The following is a 15,398-nucleotide window of genomic DNA, read 5'->3' as shown; positions in this document are numbered from 1 at the left end:
TCTTAAATTCAAAATCATGAAAAATGTAAAAAGAAGTATCACAATGTTAAGTCTGTTCGCCATGGCAAACCTATTTGCCCAAACAGCACCCGAAGTACAATTTGAAACCAACAACGATTCCATATCATTGGAAGAGCGTTCCCACGAGTATTTGCTGGGCCACCGCGTACACTTACGTGAAACCCCCTCTTTAACGGCTAAAAAAATAACGGTCTTGGACATTGGCACCAGACTCACTTTGTCCGAAAAAAGCACCAATTTCGAAACACTTAACGGCATCAAAAGCCATTGGTACAAGGCCAGGATAGGAAAGTACGAAGGTTGGGTCTGGGGCGGAATGATCGCTCAAAAGACCTTTGGGAGTCAGGCCAATTACGATGTAAAATTCGTGTACGGACTGGAAAGTGCAACGGTAAACAAAGCAGGCGCAACCGAAATTAAACATCAATTAAGAGCCTTTAAGAATGGACGGCAAATAGATAAAATTGTATTTGATGGATATGTGCCGAACCCTCTAGAAATTAAAAATATAGGAAACAAAGGGCTGTTCAATGTAGAGGATATCCTACGCCTGAATATTCCGAACGCTGAAAACGGGAATCCTATAGGCGCTACCTTCATTTTTTGGAACAACGGAAAGTTTACGAACGTGGCCAGTTTGATCGACTACTCCGACGCCAAGTATGCGAAGACCGAAAAGTTTGTTTTTCCATCGGATATGGAAGGGATAAAAAGTACCATCGTCCTAGAGACCATGATTACGGATTACCACAAGGCCGCCACCGATGATTTGACTACCGAAAACACTAAAATGGTTGTAAGTTTTTATACCTGGGACGGGTACCAATTATCTCAAAAAGAGTCCTTACCACCAATTTCTACGGATTTGGTAAGTAATATGAAGGAGTAATACTAATGCGGTTTATAGCTCTAAAAATAGCGGAAATTGCTCCTCCCCTTTTTTCAAGGGGAGGTGGATCCCTCCTGTCCCGATAATTATCGGGACAGGAGGGAGACGGAGGGGTAACTTCGGGAAGATATTAGTTTGTGAAAGCGAAATATTTAATAGCGTGCCCAAATCGGTTTTGTACCGTAGGCAGCTAGAAAAATTGGAGGGGTTGAAAGCCCAAGCCATAAATAAGTAGCCGAACAATTAATCTTAGCGCACGTACCAAAAATTTAAAAGAAAACCCATGAAAACCCTTATAAAAACAATATCATTTTTAGTGTTGGTGATAGGGTGCAAGCAGTCGTTTCCACACGAGGTGGAAACGGCTCTTGCTTTGCCTACAATTACTGAGATAGTATCAAAATCTGTTGTGTTTATCGCTGGTTTTGATGAAGGCGACAATACCTATTATAGCAATGCGAAAAAGTATTACGAAACCAAAGGCATGACGGTGGTGGACAATCTATTTTCTTTGGAAGAGATACTGGCATGGTTGAATCAATCTTCAAATCAGGAAATAGTCTACAATGAAATCCATATCGTTACGCACAGTAATCCGTGGTTGGGAATGTCCTTGCAAACGTGTTCGACAGGAGAACGGATTACCCTTAAAACTCTAAGACAGGCAAGGGATAAAAGTGAATTGTCAAAGCCTACTAAGGCAATCAATCAAGAAACCAAAATCATTTTCCATTCCTGCGGATTGGGTCAGAATCGGCCATTATTGCAAGCTTTAAAAGCTGTTTTTACCGCAGAAGAAGCGCCCAAAGTATATGCATCGGAATTTTTTAACGTGTACGGCGGAAAATATGCACCCCATTATCTGGCAAAGCCCTATTACAACTATTACCCAACTGCGGAATCTGAAGGTCCCGCAGCACTGGCCAAGGAGTTTGACAAACGATATAACAAAACCAATATTGACTGGCGTACCGCCATAGAAAACAGGAAAGAAATGGGTATTGGCGATGCCTATAGCTATAAATTCAATATCCCCGTAGTATGGGAGTTTAGCTTTGCTTCGGAGTCGGATATCCCTAAACTCACGAATAGGGATGCCATTATGGATTTTGTATCCGAATCCCCCGAAATGGCCTACGCTTTGTACCGTTTAAACATTCCCTTGGAAAAGTACCGTTGGAACAGCCAAATAAAGGGAAACACGCTAATGATAAAAGGAAAAACAACGGTGCTTTGTGTTCTGGAACCGATTTTGCAGGAGAACGATGAAAACGAATACCGAAATGCCGATTTAAACGATACGTTCTTGTATCAAATATTATGAGGATTGGTTCGTTTTGAAAGAAGTATCTTGGAGGAAACATGCCTAAGCTTGAAATTGGGCACATTAATTGTCCTGGAACAATAAAAGCAAGACATAGTACAGCAAGACATAGGGATTAAGGCACCTCAAAAGCAATTATATATTTATTAATGGTCTTAGGTCCTAAGTCGTATCGTCTTACGTCAACTTTGGAGGATTGGATAATTTTACAAATGCTAAGCGCGCAGTTTTTGAATAATAAACAAACATACCTGTTCCTGTTGTTACTTTGTTTTTTAACGAATCACAGTGTAGCACAAAATAGTCAGCTTAGGCCTTATACCATAGAGGACGGTTTGCCGCAGTCCCAAGTGTATGATATTGTTCAAGATGATATGGGCTATCTGTGGCTAGGCACCCAAGGTGGCGGACTCGCAAATTTTGATGGTGCAAGTTTTACGGTGTGGAACGAATCGGACGGACTCCTATCCAACTACATCCTTGCGCTGTATGCCCAAAACGATAGCTTGTTCGTTGGAAGCAAAAACGGACTTTCCATAAAGGCTAAGGGGCAGATTTCCACAATTGATGGACCGCAAATACATCAATTTTATCGTGCGGATGCTATACTTTATGTAGCCACGCAAAAAGGGGTCTACCGGTATTCAAAAGCAGCTGGACTGGAGCAATTGGACATCAATCCGGACATAAATAACAGTGCGATCAATAACATCTATTTTGATGGCACCTTTTTTTGGTTGGCCACCTATAACGGACTTTGGAAACTATCCGATCTAACAAGCACTGCCGATTCCTCTAAATTGGAAACCAATAATTTTACGTCCTTGGTGTTTTATGGCGATGTGATTTTTGCGGCAACCTTCGATGATGGTATTCGGGTAATCGATGTGGCCGATCAAGACAACATCATTTTAATCCGGGAACCCAGGCGCATCAATTCCATGGCTATCCAAAACAAAAACGAACTTTGGGTAGCGACCGATAATGAAGGCATAACCGTCATAGATACTGAAAGCTATGAGGAGCGTAACATCATCAACACGCAAAACGGACTTCGTGTGCCACATGTTCGGAAAAGTATCAGCGATGCCAATGGGACTATTTGGATCGCTACATCCGGCGGAGGCTTTTACAAGTATTTTCAGAACAATTTTAAGCACTATGACAGGCAATCTGGCTTAAAGGGAGACCGCACCTATGCAGTACATCAGGCAAAAAAAGACATCTGGATTTCCAGTTCGGAAGCTGGGCTAACGAGAATAGACTCCCTAGGGGTGCATCACATCGCACAGATACCCGAGTTTGCCAACGCGAAAATCAAGACCCTTGCCAGCGATGCAAAGGGTAATATCTGGGCAGGTTCGGACGGTATGGGGCTGTTGTTGCGGGAAACGAAAAAAAAGGACAGTATGGTTACCATGGTACTGGATTCTGTAACGGTACAGCTAGACACACTGTCCAAAACGGTAATAAAAAACCACGTCATAAACACGGACAATGGTTTCCCCGATAATTGGATACGAAAAATAATCGTAACCAGAGATCATATTTGGGCGGCCACCTACGCCAGTGGTATCGTAAAATATAACTACTATCCGGAGGCGGACAGTCTCGTCATCAGAAAAACATTTGGCAAACGGGACGGTATTTCGGACCTGCTACTAAAGGATATGGTACAGGATAATCAGGGCCGGATATGGTATGCCACCAAAAACGGAAATCTGGGATATATAGAAAATGACAAGGTAACGAACCTGCCCGAGGTCTTGGGCCGGTCAACGTCCATTGGCACATTACTTTTTCAGAAAGACAAACTTTTTATAGGCACGGCGGGGCAGGGTATTTGGTATGCCAAGGTAAGTGATTCCCTTGCTTTTCAAAAGGTAAAAGGCGCCAAAAAACTAACCTCCCAAAACATTTACCAACTTATTTTTGACGACCAAGGCTATCTTTGGGCCGGAACCGAGCGCGGGATGGATAAACTAGAACTCAGCGATGCCGGTGAAATCCTAGACCGCTATCATTTTGGTAGGAACGACGGTTTTTTGGCCATAGAAACCTGTGCAAATGCCGTAGCTACAGATGCGGAAGGCAATCTGTGGTTTGGTGGCATTTACGGACTTACAAAATACACCCCGAGCGAGAACACCACTGCAATTCAAAAACCCGAAATCAGGTTTACACAAATGGAACTAGATTATCAGGTGGCCCATTCCATTGTTGCTCAGGAATGGGCCAAAACCGGCAAGGTGCTGCAGTTAAGTCCCGATCGGAAACAATTGGCCTTTAGCTATAAAACGGTAGACATCAACCACCCCAACGACGTACAATACCGTACTAGGCTTAACGATACCGAATGGGGCCCGTGGACTACCGAAAACCGACAGAATCTGGTGGGACTGGCATACGGAGCGCACCAATTTTCCGTCCAATCCAGAAACTACCGCTGGCAAGAAAGCGATGTGGTGCATTTCAATTTTTTCTTGGATTCCCCTTGGTACAAAAAACCGTGGTTCCAATGGGCATTGTTGGCGTTTGCGGTTATTTTGGTCGCGCTTACGGCCTTGGTGTACATCAAAAGGATAAAAGCAAGGAACCGGCAGGAGCAGGAAAAATTGCAACTACAGAACCACCTGCTCACTTTAGAGCAAAAGGCCCTGCGCCTGCAGATGAATCCCCATTTTATTTTTAACGTGCTGAACGGCATAAAGGCGATGGGGAACGACCAGCCCCAAAAAATGAACACTACCATAAATAGTTTTGCCGTATTGCTTAGGGAAACGCTAAACAATTCCAGGGCGGACAGTATTAATTTGAGTCAGGAAATAAAAACCTTGACCCATTACATAGAAGTGGAAAAATTGATGAGCCCCAAACCGTTTACCAGCGAGATTATAGTGGATACAACACCTGACGCCGAGGAAATTCTGATTCCGCCTATGCTGATACAGCCTTTTGTAGAAAATGCGATCCGACACGGGATTTTAAAAGGGCCAAGGGAAGGCGAACTAATCATTCGTTTTTACACCGAAAAGGAGTTGTTAACCTGTACCATCACCGATAACGGTATGGGTATTTTCGAGTCCCAAAAGGCGAAGACCAAAACAGACCATCAATCCATGGCCTTAACGGTTACACAAGAACGACTGGAGTCCATTTCCGGAAAAGATGCCTTGGAAATCAAAGAGTTAAAAGATGCGGACAACAGCATCTCAGGAACGAGAATTATATTAAGAATACCATTACAAACCGATTATTAAGAACCCTATGCTTACAGCCATCATCGTAGAAGACATGCCCGACGCCTTGCAACTTTTGCAGCGCGATATACAAGCTAACCATCAGGACATTGAAATCACGGGCACCGCACAAAGCGTCGTGGAAGCAGCGAAACTTCTGCGGAAAAACCAACCGGACATCCTTTTTCTCGACATTATGTTGGGCGATGGTACCGGTTTTGACATTCTGGAAATCGTACCCGATCTCAAATCCAAGATTATTTTTGTCACGGCCAGTGATGAGTTTGCCATACGCGCCTTTAAATTCGCAGCGATAGATTATGTGCTAAAACCCTATTCCCATGAAGATTTGGCCTTGGCCATCAACAGGGCAAAGGAACAGTTGCGGCCCGATCGGGAACGTTTGGATATTCTAAAAGATACCTTGGCCGCTCCTGAACGTAAACCGGACAAAATTTCCTTGCATACCTTGGATAAGATCATCATTGTAAACCTGGATGCTATCGTACGATGCGAATCGGACAGTAACAACACTATTTTTCACCTCAAGGACAAACGCAGGATATTCGTAACCAAGACCCTAAAGTATTTCTCGGATATGTTGAAGGGCTATGAATTTTTGCGCATACATCAGAGTCACCTTGTTAATCTGCAATACATTAGTGAATACATAAAGACCGATGGCGGCTACCTGATGCTAAAAAATGGGGAGAACGTTCCGGTGTCGGTACGTAAAAAAGCCGAGATCATTGAGATTTTGGATCGGATGCATAGGTAGTAAATTTCAGGGAATATTGCAGTAATACCAGTTCTCTTTTGAAATTCAGTCAAATAAATTCAATTGTTTTTTGGCCTGCGAAAAAGAAAAACCGGGCATAGCCTAGCTACGGCTTATTTTCAATTGGGAAATGGTACAAAAGGTTATTCTCGATTATTTAGGCTTTAATTTGAGCATAGTACCTAGTCGATATAGGTATGGTAAGTAAACTGACTAGAATTTTGCAGACGGCCCTATCAATGACACCGAACTAGTTTGCCACCCAGGTCTTAAAATCGCCCGCCTTGGCCTTGCTTACCACGATCTGCTCCTTGGAAACTGGTCTTACCTCAACAATGAGCTTTCCGTTAAAGTATTGTTTTATTTTCGAAAGCGCATCGCGGCGCAGGATACATTGGCGATTTATACGGTAAAAATTATTGGGATCCAATTCCTCTTCCAACTCCTCTAATTTGCCGTCTATGGCATAGGATTTGTTGTCAAAAGTAGTGGCCTTTACAACGCCCGTATCTATTAGAAAATAGGCAATATCTACGGTTTTAAGTGGTATAAGTTGATCTCTATGGTTGATAAGGAAAGTGGTCTTGTAGGTGCGTTCTTTTTCCTTTACCAAATCCAGTAAGCCTTTGATTTGATCATTGGCAATGCCTTTTTCTTTCTTTTGTTCCTTAAACTGCTGTATGGCATCCGCTAATTCGTCTTGATCTAGTGGTTTTAAGAGGTAATCAATACTATTGACCTTAAAAGCCTTTAGGGTATACTGGTTGTAGGCGGTAGTAAAGATTACGGGGACGGTCATTGGAATTTGCTCAAAAATTTCAAAGGATATGCCATCTGCCAAGTGGATATCCATAAACACAAGTTCCGCGTTCTGATTTTTAGAAAAATACGCCACGGATGCCTTTACCGAATCCAATACCTTGATTACCTTAATGGTGCTATCTATATGTTGTAGCAGATAGGTAAGGTTGTCGCTTGCGGCCAGTTCGTCTTCTACGATAACTACGTTCATAGGGGTTTGATTAAAGGAAGTTGTACGCTAAAGATATCATTTTCCGTCCGTACCGTAAGTTCTTTTCGCAACAACAGGATGTATCTTTTCTTTAGGTTCAATAGACCATTTTTGGTGCCCTCCGTAAATGTTTTTCTTAGGCGCATAGGGTTGTCTACAAATAGGGAACCGTCTTTGGAGTAAACACTTACCATTAAGGGATTGGTTTCCGAAATTTCATTGTGCTTCACTGAATTTTCTACCAATAGCTGTAGTGCCAATGGCGGAATTTCCTGCTCTAAATATTGGGGTTCTATGTTAATGTCTATGGAAAAACGGTCCCGGTAACGGGTGCGCATTAAATAGGTATAGCTTTCCAGAAATTTCAATTCGTCCTTAACGCTAACCAGGTCACTGTCCCCACTTTGTAAAATGTAGCGATACATGTACGATAATTTTTTCACGAATTGTGTAGCGGGTTCATTTTCCCGAATAAGCGAGGTCAACGAGTTTAAGGAGTTAAAAAGAAAATGCGGATCAACTTGGTTTTTGAGCGCAATAAGTTCGTTTTGTAAGCTCTGTTGTTTAAGATGTTCATTTTCTATTCTGGTTTCTTGTTTTTCGACCTGTAAACGTAATATCCGTCCTATAAAGAATAAGGCCAATAATAGAATGGTATAGGTAAAAGCCAGGAAACCCTTATCCCTTGGATTCATTTCTATCTGAACGACGTAGGGATATAGGAATTCAAAAAAGCTTAGCGTACCAATTAATACGGCAATATTGATCAAGACCATTACGCTCAAACGCACCGATGTGGACCACTGGTATTTGGAGTAGCCCACATTGGCATTAAGTTGTAGAATGGTCCATGAGAATAAAAAGAAAAACACGAGGCGGTACACCAGATCGCCAATCCAGACACCCAAGAACTCTTCGTCCTGACTCACCATATCGTAGATGAATATGGCCTTGGGAACGGAGACCAAAATAGCTAGCAAAATAGCTATTTTAACGATCGAGGATTGTTTAACGTGTCTTACGGGCATGTGCGGCTATGTTAGTGTTATTTCAAAAATACATCAATTTTAAAGGAAATACCTCGTTAAAAGTTCGCAGAAAGGAAGGGGTCTGAAATCAATTCGGGCGGGGCCGAGAACAATACCGTTCTCCACTCCGCCCGAATATACTTAGGGTTAAAATCGTTTAACTATTCAATAGACCAAGCTAAAAGATTCAAAATTATTTTGCCAATGCATTAAAGCTGTTCGGAAGGTATTTTTGGGTGTTGAAATCCAAAATAAACTCTTCTTCCTCTTCGATAACAACAATATCCTCTATCGCGAATATCATTCCTTTGTAAGGATTAAAGCCTTCTGGTAAATACGCTGCCGTATTAAAACCTAGCTCTATTTCTTCGTCTACTTCGATAAGACCCATGTTTTCGTTTGTGGCGAACATTCTTGCATACGGGTTAAACCCCTCTGGTAGGTACTGGTCGGTATCAAAACCCAATTCCAGTTCTTCTTCAATTTCTATTAGGTCGATATCGTTTACGTTAATCGTATTGCACTCTGTTTGGCACTGTGGGCTTGCTTTAAAAGAAACCAATGAAGCACCCAAGAGTAATAGGCTTAGTATTGTTGATGCTTTTTTCATATTATTATTTTTAATTAATGTTTAAATTCTTTGTTTATGTTGGACAAAGGTAGGTTGCTTGTTCGCCTAAAAAGGGGAGTTTTTAGGTGAAACGTCCAAATTGAAACTTGAAATGACTTTTAAGCGAAGTGAAATTTTGCAGACTATGGGAAAGTAGGGAGAAGAAGAGCGATTTACCAGGTATAATTAGTCGATTGCTACTTTAAAAGTCGATGCAGGGAGCCCTTCTTTATTTTCCAAATTACCCAAGGAATAGGGCTGCCATGCATAGTAGAGGAATTTTGGTTTTACGTCCGATTTAATTGCTACCCTATTGCCGGTTATTTTGGCCGTAACAGGATGCTTTCCGTCCAAAGAAAAGCCTTTTAATTCTTCTTTACCTGTTGTTTGCAGCCCCTTCTTTGCATAGTGAAAATCTACGCTTACCTTACCGTTCCTATATCTTACACGTCTAGGCAATGGTCCGGATGGCGTGTTCTTTTTGCCGTAGGTCTGGTTCAGCGCCCATTGTGCCAATCGATAACCTATCACTTTTTTGTTCGTGGGATGCACATCGTTCCTAGCTCCTACATCGCTACTTACCGCCATCCCTGAATACTTTATTACATTCAATAGTTGGCGTTGTTCATTACGGAACCGTGGCCAGTAATGGGATTTGTACCTAATTGTATCTATGGAGGAAAGTTGTACCCAATAAAAGGGCAGCTTTGGTTGTTTCCATTGTTTACGGTAATCGCCGACCATCAATTTTTGAAGGGATGCGTATTCATTTACGCGTTCGAGCTCTTGGGCGTTACTCTCACCTTGGTACCATAAAATTCCTTTTATTGGTACTTTGGTCCATGGAGCAATACCGCTTTCGTACGCAAAACCGGGCTTAAAGGCATGGTTGGGCCCTAATCGATCTTTATGTGCCAATGTAATGGAGCCAATATTCTGATTTCCCCTTTCCCGAATCCATACCGGAAGCTCATCATTTGTAAGCCAATTACCTCTTGCTTTAGAGAAAAAGAGCTCACTCTCTTTAAAAGCACCGCGTCGCAAAAACGTTTCCAAGGGTGCACCGCCAATGGCCAAGTTGATAAGGCCAATGGGGACCTTCTCCTCTTTTTGTATGTTTTTGCCAAAATAATATCCTACGGCACTCATTTTGGGAGCGGTTAGCGTATCGCTCATTTTCCATGTTCCTTTATAAAAGTCTAGTGGGTTGAGTCCGGCTATTACCGAATCCGAAAAGACCGTATTGTAAATGCCTTTTCCCGCATAGCTAGGGTTGTAAAATCGCAGCATTGGGTTCATGATATTACGTACTTCTTCTTTAAAGTGAAGTTCCTTGGCTAACGGCCATTCCATATTGGACTGCCCTATACAGAGCCATACATCGCCCAGGAGTATATTCTTTAGGATTATTTTTTCTCTTTGATTGGTTATACTGATGGATTGTGGATTGGAATTCCCCCTCCGTTTTTTAAGTAAAACAGACCAGGTAGCGTCTTTTTTAACGGTTACGCTCTTGATTTCTGAGCCAAATTGAATCCTAATAACGGTATTAGGAAAGCCATGTCCCCAAATAGGGATGGGCTCATTACGCTGTAACACCATATTATCCGTGAAATTTTTTGCCACACTTAATTGCCCAACGATGGTTTGAAGGCATGACATCTGTACGCTAAGAATGATGGCTAAGATTTTTAATAAAGACGTTCTATCCATCATTGTTAAATTAGTTGAAGTAACCGGGTATTCTATGTGCCATTATTTATATGAGTATGTTGTTGCACTAGCCTATTGCCTTTACGAACCGTGTTTTTGATTTTTAATTACACTTAAAAACTATTTTTCCTTAAAAATCAAACTAAAAATATAGCCGAAAACAAAACAGGAGGTTACTCCAAAAAATGCGTACATTAAGAAACTGATATCCGTAAATACGCTAATATACCAGATAAGTACCGCACTTATGACCAAGCCTAGTAAGGTTCCTTTCCCGTTCGCTTTTTTCGTCAGCATACCTAAAAGGAACATGCCGCCAAGTCCACCGGTGAAGAGACCTAAAAACTTGTAAAATTCGTCCCAAAGGGATTTAATATTGGAGTTTGCCATCCATAGGGCTAATAAAATTCCTAGGACACCTGTAATAATAGTGGCCATACGGGCAATTTTCAGCAGTTTAAGATCATTGGTATTGGGTCTAAAATGCTGATGGAAATCGTTGCAATAGGCAGTAGAAACCGAGTTGAGACTACTGCTGATACTGGACATGGCCGCCGAGAAAATACCGGCAACCAAAAGCCCCGAAACCCCTACGGGAAGTTCACGTACGATATACCAGGGAAAAATGGAATCGTTATTGGAAATGGCCGGCGAGAGCAAGGCTGGCATTTCCGAATAAAAAATGAACAACAGGGTGCCGATACCAAAAAAGATGATGGTTGCGGGTAGGGTTAATACGGCGTTGGTGTAGAGTGTTTTTTGCGAATCCTTTACGCTGGAGCTGGTGAGGTAGCGTTGCACAATGGTTTGGTCCGTGCCCTGGGTAACCATGGCAGATGCGAGGCCGCCAATGAAGACCACCCAAAAGGTAGATTCCGTAAAATCGAAATCCAAGTTCATTATATTGAATTTATCGCGTTCCTGTGCGTAGGTCATCATATCGCCAAAGGAAGTTTCGGTATGGAGCATGATCCAGACTACGGCTAAAACGCTCCCGCCTAAAAGTACAATTACCTGAAGTACATCGGTCCAAATAACAGCTTCTATACCACCAAACGTGGTGTATAGGATACAGAGTAGGCCCATAATCAGAATACTCGTTTCCACAGGAATCCCCGTTACAATGGATATCGCTAAAGAGGGCAGGAGCAAGACGATACCGATACGCCCCAGTTGAAATAAAATAAAGGAGAGGCTGCCAAAGGCGCGTGCCAAATAGTTGAACCGGTTTTCCAAATACTCGTAGGCCGTCCTAATTTTTAATTTATTGAAAAACGGGATAAATATCATGGCGATAACCGGCGTTATCAAAATTGCCGTGATGTTCAAAAAGAAAAAGGACCAGTCCGTAATAAAGGATTTTGCAGGAATGGCCATAAAGGTAATGGCACTCAATAATGTTCCAAAAACACTGAGCCCTGATGCCCACCATGGAATACGGCCGCCGCCTACGAAATAATCTTCGGTAGATTTTTGTTTGAGGGCAAAATAGACCCCTATCATTAAGGATATTAACAGGTAGATGACCAAGACGCTGTAATTGATGGTGCCAAAGGGTTCCGCGGCATCGGCTATAGAATAGGTCTGTACGGCAGGCGTGCGTATGCCCGGGGCAATTTCGCCCGATACTATTGTAAAACCGTCCTTTTTGGCAAAACTAAGCGCGGTAACTGGGATTTGTACCGAAACGGTATCGTACACGAACCATTTTTTGGTCATGGTGTTATAGGCTAAAATCTCGTTGGAGAAGCCTGGATGGTCGTTAAGAATTACATCTCTTTTCTTTATAAGCTGTGAGCGGATGGAATCGTTTTGCTCTTGCGCCAATTGAAGTCCTATAAATTCGAGTTCATCAAAAAGTACCTCGTCCGACCCTCCATAGACCAATAGGTGCATAGAGCCCGAAGCTTGTGCGGATGCGCCCATAAGCACCCTCTTCCTATCATTCATCCTTACGGGGCCTTCGTTCGTCCAGACGCCTTTTTTTAAGTCATAGGAAAGATAGTCTGTTGGTGTAGTCGATTTCTTCCCTGCAGCTTGGTTACGTCCTCCAATGACGAAAAGTCGGCGTGCTTCTTTTGTCTCTTGCACCACAGCGGTGTGCAACGCTCGGGGTTCGCCAGGGAAGTCGGGCAACTGCTCCCATACGGTTTTGTCCTTGAGTGAAAGCCTGTAGAAGGAATTGACGCTCTGGTTCGCATTTTTACCACCTACCACATACACAAAACCATCTTCTACAACAGCTGCTGTGTAGGCCAAGGGCTCGGGGAGTTGTGGGTAAGTTTCTTGGGCAATTGAATTATCATCGGCATTGTAGCGTAATAGGAAAACTGCATCGTTAGCCGTTTTTCCATTTTCTCCACCTATGATCAACAACCCGTCCGGCAGGGCAACCGATGCGCCGTAGGCCAACGGGGTGGGTAGTTTTTCGGTAGCTATTTGCCACTTTCCGTCCACAAGAACAAAAATAGCATCGGTGTATACTTTTTTTCCGCCTTCCCATGGCAATCCGTTCGGAAAATTGGCGCCACCTGCCGCTATCATTACCTTGTTGTGCATGCCGCCCATCATCCCGGCAAAGCCATAGCTTTCACTTTCCCCTGTGAGCGCTGGTAATGGGGGCAGGTTCGAGACCGTTGTTTTAGGCGATTCTTGGGAAGTTCCAATAAAGAGACCTATCAGCAGGAAGGCCAAGGTGATACTATAGGATATGCTACTTTTGGTCATGGTCGCTTAGTTTTGTTCTATATCGTAAACCGGAGGCATGTTGCACCCCATCTTCGTTAAAGTCAACGGGAACACAACTAAACATCCATTTCCATGAATTTCCGCCATGCGGTACTTTGAGCAGCACGGTGTTCCAACCCTTTTTCAAGGCTATTTTTGTGGGTTCCCTATAAAAATAATCCTCATCTATAAATGGAATTTCATCGGTCTTTGTCTTTAGACCGGGTTGTTTCCAATGAGGTGGGGCTATTTCTTTTTCGTTCACCCATATTTTTGGTTGTGTGGTATGCCATTCGCCCAAGTTGGGAAAAGGACCTCCCCTGCGGCCACCGGAGCGCGACCACCCATGAAAACCTATCCAGAAATCCTGTACGCGCACATCCGGACTGTAAATTTCGGTATAGGCGTAATAGGTACCGGAATCGACATCCGTAATGGCGGGAAAGCCAAAGAAATGTTTCAAATGTAGCGTACCACCCACGTACGGGCCTTGCCAGGTAAAGGTTTCGTCGTTTACCGTATACTCCTCCTTGATAGCATCTTCCACCGGAAAACGTTTGGAAAAATCGTTTTTATGGTCAAAAGGACCGATCAATCGCCATTGGATATCGGTCTGTTTCACATAGGGGAATTCCTTTCCTTTAAAAAATTCGGCTTTGTGAACCAGAACGGCCGCTTCCAATCGAGTAAATCCCTCTAGTTCCGGTGTGTTGGCCTTGGGCAGATTGGCCCAAAATTGCGGTCGGTCTTTTTCCTTGCCGTTCCAGATCGCATCGGCATAGAACACCATGGAAGGGTAAATCGGATTTTGTTTGAGAATGTCCCGTTCGTGGGCTATATTATTATCTGGCCAAGCGCAAAGAATGCCGCCCAAGGCTATGGAGTCTCCCTGTGCCTGCCGCGTAGGTTGCTGAAAAAAGAGCCGGCTCATTCCCGTAAACGGATCTAAGTGATTGATGTAGTTGGCGCGTGAGTCTATAAAGGGGTGTCCTTTTGCCGGCGGATGCATGGCCCATAACTGTTTTATAGAGGTACTGTCATCAGCAATTTGAATGCCTTCCTTCCAGGTAATTACCTTGCGTTTATTTGCCTTAAGGAATTGCATAATGGCAAGAATGGTAGTGTCCGCTACTTCTTCCCTTCGGTGGCGGACTTCATCCGTGCCGATATGGATATAGGGCATTTCTTCGGAGTCTGCCAAGTTGCACAGTTCTTCAAAAAGGTCCAATAGGATAGGAAGTACTTTGGGATCCTTCATGTTGTTAAAGCCAAATGCCTTTCGGAAGGCATTGGTATGTCCGGGGATATCAAATTCCGGTATAACGGTAATGTGCCGTTCTTTGCAATAGGCTAAAATGTCCTTAAAATCCGCTTGGGTATAAAACTTACCTATATGACGTGAAAAAGCCTTGCTGGCTTGAAGTTGCGGATATTTTTTACTCTCCAAGCGCCAACCGGGGTCATCTGTCAAGTGCCAATGGAAAGTGTTGTACTTGTATAGGGCAAGGATATCTATTTGTTCCTTTAGTTGCGCGACCGATTGATAGTTACGGCCTGTATCGTGCATAAAACCACGAATGTTGAATGTGGGCCAATCTGTGATACGGATCTGTGGTAGTGCACTTTTTTCACCCTGTTTCCGAAACAGTTGCTTTAGGGTCTGTACCCCATAAAACGCCCCTTTATCCGTACCTGCCCTGATGATTACCAAGCTGTCTATCTGAAGTTGATATGCATCAGGATGCTCGGCACCCTCAATTTTGGTGTTTTCAAAGCGAATGGGAAGTCCGTCCGTTTTTGTGGAAATACCTTGGGAGGTAAAAAAATCGATTAGTTTCCCTCCCTCCGAAACAAATTCCGTTCCACCAACGAAGACACCATTAAATAGGAGCAGATCCGCACCGTAGGATACTTCTTTTGGGGTAGGAATTACGGGATGTGTTTTTGCAAAACTAGCTGATCGTTGAGCATGCCCCATAAATATAAAACAAGACCAGAACCAGACCGCCATAAGAGATAGGCGAAATAACAAGCTGTTCTGTTCCTTTTTGTGCATG

At 43.2% G+C, this 15,398-nt stretch carries 10 protein-coding genes; 4 read left to right on the top strand and 6 right to left on the bottom strand.

Annotation, left to right across the window (positions count from 1 at the left end; all coding sequences use genetic code 11):
• Positions 1–16: 16 nt before the first annotated feature.
• The 4 genes from ACFQZJ_RS17095 (at position 17) to ACFQZJ_RS17080 (ending at position 6,251) form a co-directional block, all read left to right on the top strand.
• Complete coding sequence (locus ACFQZJ_RS17095; protein WP_379936105.1) at positions 17–910, top strand: SH3 domain-containing protein; 894 nt, start codon at positions 17–19, stop codon at positions 908–910.
• 283 nt (positions 911–1,193) lie between these two features.
• A complete protein-coding gene (locus ACFQZJ_RS17090; RefSeq protein WP_379936104.1) occupies positions 1,194–2,234 on the top strand; it encodes a hypothetical protein in 1,041 nt (346 codons plus the stop codon).
• A gap of 230 nt (positions 2,235–2,464) precedes the next feature.
• Entirely contained in the window at positions 2,465–5,494 is a 3,030-nt protein-coding gene (locus ACFQZJ_RS17085; protein ID WP_379936103.1) for a ligand-binding sensor domain-containing protein, read from the top strand.
• A 7-nt stretch (positions 5,495–5,501) separates the two neighbouring features.
• Positions 5,502–6,251, top strand: a complete 750-nt coding sequence (locus tag ACFQZJ_RS17080; protein WP_379936101.1) for a LytR/AlgR family response regulator transcription factor — start codon at positions 5,502–5,504, stop codon at positions 6,249–6,251.
• Between the two features lie 250 nt (positions 6,252–6,501).
• Here the strand turns inward: ACFQZJ_RS17080 and ACFQZJ_RS17075 are convergent, their stop codons facing one another.
• The 6 genes from ACFQZJ_RS17075 to ACFQZJ_RS17050 form a co-directional block, all read right to left on the bottom strand.
• Positions 6,502–7,263 carry a LytR/AlgR family response regulator transcription factor gene (locus ACFQZJ_RS17075; RefSeq protein ID WP_379936099.1) on the bottom strand — a complete coding sequence of 254 codons (762 nt, stop codon included), beginning with the start codon at positions 7,261–7,263 and terminating at the stop codon, positions 6,502–6,504.
• Entirely contained in the window at positions 7,260–8,291 is a 1,032-nt protein-coding gene (locus ACFQZJ_RS17070; RefSeq protein WP_379936097.1) for a sensor histidine kinase, read from the bottom strand. Before ACFQZJ_RS17070 ends, ACFQZJ_RS17075 begins: the two co-directional genes overlap by 4 nt.
• A 193-nt stretch (positions 8,292–8,484) precedes the next feature.
• A complete protein-coding gene (locus ACFQZJ_RS17065) occupies positions 8,485–8,901 on the bottom strand; it encodes a hypothetical protein (protein WP_379936095.1) in 417 nt (138 codons plus the stop codon).
• 186 nt (positions 8,902–9,087) lie between these two features.
• The gene (locus ACFQZJ_RS17060) at positions 9,088–10,617 is read right to left on the bottom strand and encodes a sialate O-acetylesterase (RefSeq protein WP_379936094.1); all 1,530 of its coding nucleotides are present in this window, start codon (positions 10,615–10,617) and stop codon (positions 9,088–9,090) included.
• A gap of 117 nt (positions 10,618–10,734) precedes the next feature.
• Complete coding sequence (locus tag ACFQZJ_RS17055) at positions 10,735–13,341, bottom strand: sodium:solute symporter family transporter (protein ID WP_379936092.1); 2,607 nt, start codon at positions 13,339–13,341, stop codon at positions 10,735–10,737.
• On the bottom strand, positions 13,328–15,397 hold the full coding sequence (locus tag ACFQZJ_RS17050; RefSeq protein ID WP_379936090.1) for a family 20 glycosylhydrolase: 2,070 nt from the start codon (positions 15,395–15,397) through the stop codon (positions 13,328–13,330). Before ACFQZJ_RS17050 ends, ACFQZJ_RS17055 begins: the two co-directional genes overlap by 14 nt.
• Position 15,398 lies beyond the last annotated feature (1 nt).

This window comes from Maribacter chungangensis (assembly GCF_042676845.1).
Lineage (GTDB): Bacteria > Bacteroidota > Bacteroidia > Flavobacteriales > Flavobacteriaceae > Maribacter > Maribacter chungangensis.
This window is presented reverse-complemented; position numbering and strand designations above follow the sequence as displayed.